Origin of the sequence: Phocaeicola faecalis (genome assembly GCF_021730445.1) — a bacterium.
Lineage (GTDB): Bacteria > Bacteroidota > Bacteroidia > Bacteroidales > Bacteroidaceae > Phocaeicola > Phocaeicola faecalis.
Map to the genome: position 1 here is coordinate 1 of NZ_JADNRM010000046.1, position 1972 is coordinate 1972.

Here is a 1972-nt window from a genome sequence, read left to right on the forward strand (position 1 = left end):
AGTGACGTATGAGGCAGAAGAAAAAGGTCATTTTAACAAGATGATAACCGTGTATTGCAATACAAAGGCATCTCCGCTTCGGTTAATGATAGCAGGGAATGCCAAATAAATGGAGTTTTGATTTAGAGAAACTCTTCTTCCCCTTGGGTTTCTCCTTAAAGAAAGGAGGATTAGTCCGATGCAAACTTAATGGAAATAATCAGAATCTGCAAGTCATGTATTTGCTTTTTCTGCGGTGGAGTTCTTTCCGATAAAAGATGAAAACAACTTTTATTAATCATCGAAACATAGAAAAGAGATGAAAAAGAATATTTTGAAAGCAACAGTTGTTGCTGCGTTTGCTCTGGTAGCAGGATTTAATGTGTATAACTCTCAGAAATCGGATGTGATGTCTGAGTTGGCTTTGGCTAATGTGGAAGCATTGGCTGAATCAGAATTAAGCCAAAAGTGTGGTGACTGCAGTACTGATAAACAAGTATATTGTTGTACTCTAGTTATAGAAGGATTAGGTACATTTACACTTAATAAAGATTAATCCCATTAAATAAAAGGAGAGATTTAAAAAAGTTAGGTCTCTCCTATAATAAAAGTACCATGAAACTCATATATAAACACATATTATTTTTGCTTTTATTGCTGTGTATTTCTTGTACAAGTGTATCAAACAATAAAATAATGTTTCCAACAAAAAACTTTAAGACAATAAAGGGAAAACAAATTTTATCAGATTTGTTTATTGGACGGCCTTTAAAAATGAATATTGTGGATAATAAGCTCTTAATGATAGATAAATATGAAGGTAAACAAATAACGATGATTGATTTGATAAATACCAATAAAATCGAACGTATTGCTAATATTGGAGAAGGGCCAAATGAATTTCTTAATTTAAGAGATATAACTTATAATTCAAAAAATAACTCATTGGCTTTTTTTGATGGAATGCTAAGACAAGTTTCTTTCTATAAAATTAATGAGCATAAGATTCAAATAAATAATAATACTTTTCATCGTAAAGTGCGATTTAATGCAGATTGTCCCTATGATATTGTTGCGTTTGGGGATTATTTTTTAGCAAATGGATGTTTTAATGCAAAACAATTTGCTTTATTGAATTCTAAAGCGGATATTATTGCGGAATTTGGTGTTTTTCCCGGAGATAATACCGGTGTGGAAGTTGAAAATAGTTTTTTTCTAAAAAACCAAACGACTCTCTGTACTAATTTAGATCAATCTCGATTTGTTGCTGCGGGATATTTCCATGACCAACTCGTCTTTTATCGATTTGAAAATAATAAAATTATAAAGGTGAGAGAGTATTTTAGCATGAATGCTAAAATGGTTTCAAGGCATACTAAAGATGGGAATCAAGATATCTATAGCTCATCAGAAAATGACGAAACAACACGAACTTACAGAATGCTATATTCAACAAAAGAGCATATTTATGCTTTATATTGGGGTATTGCCAATAAAGATTTTGGGAAAACAGGAAAGGTTTGTTACATCTTAAAGTTTGATTGGAATGGGAACTTAAAAGAAGGTTTCAAAGTTAATAATTTATTAAAAAATATTGCAATAGATGAAATCTCAAATTGCATATACGCTGTAACGTATCCAGAAGATGAGAGGGAATCCATTTTAATGAAGTATGAGATGTGATTGATAATATAAATTTAAGAATAAAATATTAGCTAAAATAGGTAATCGGGCCTTTTCTTTTATCTTTGTGTCTTGGTAATTTTATGGTTCTTCTTTCAGGTCAACACTTTCACCACCTTCCATATTCCTTCCGACTCCATGTATCCCGCTTTACAGGCAGGCGATAATGTGTTGGTGAACAAATGGATAATGGGAACCCGCATCTTCAATATCTGGGATGCATTGGAAGGCAAGGAGGTGAAGATTCACCGGTTGCCGGGAGATACGCTGGAAATAAGGAACGGATTCTATAGGATACGCGGGATAGAGG

3 protein-coding genes and 1 pseudogene are annotated in these 1972 nt (G+C 32.8%); all 4 read left to right on the forward strand.

The window, feature by feature from the left end; translation table 11 throughout:
* Nucleotides 1-109: DUF1573 domain-containing protein (locus tag IR173_RS17935; RefSeq protein WP_237039624.1), on the forward strand; the 109-nt coding region annotated here is incomplete at its 5' end.
* Nucleotides 110-298: 189 nt separating this feature from the next.
* Nucleotides 299-535 carry an NVEALA domain-containing protein gene (locus IR173_RS17940; RefSeq protein WP_237040867.1) on the forward strand — a complete coding sequence of 79 codons (237 nt, stop codon included), beginning with the start codon at nucleotides 299-301 and terminating at the stop codon, nucleotides 533-535.
* A 59-nt stretch (nucleotides 536-594) separates the two neighbouring features.
* The gene (locus IR173_RS17945; protein ID WP_229031868.1) at nucleotides 595-1662 is read left to right on the forward strand and encodes a BF3164 family lipoprotein; all 1068 of its coding nucleotides are present in this window, start codon (nucleotides 595-597) and stop codon (nucleotides 1660-1662) included.
* A gap of 72 nt (nucleotides 1663-1734) precedes the next feature.
* Nucleotides 1735-1972 (forward strand): annotated as a pseudogene (locus tag IR173_RS17950) (S26 family signal peptidase); the annotation flags it as partial.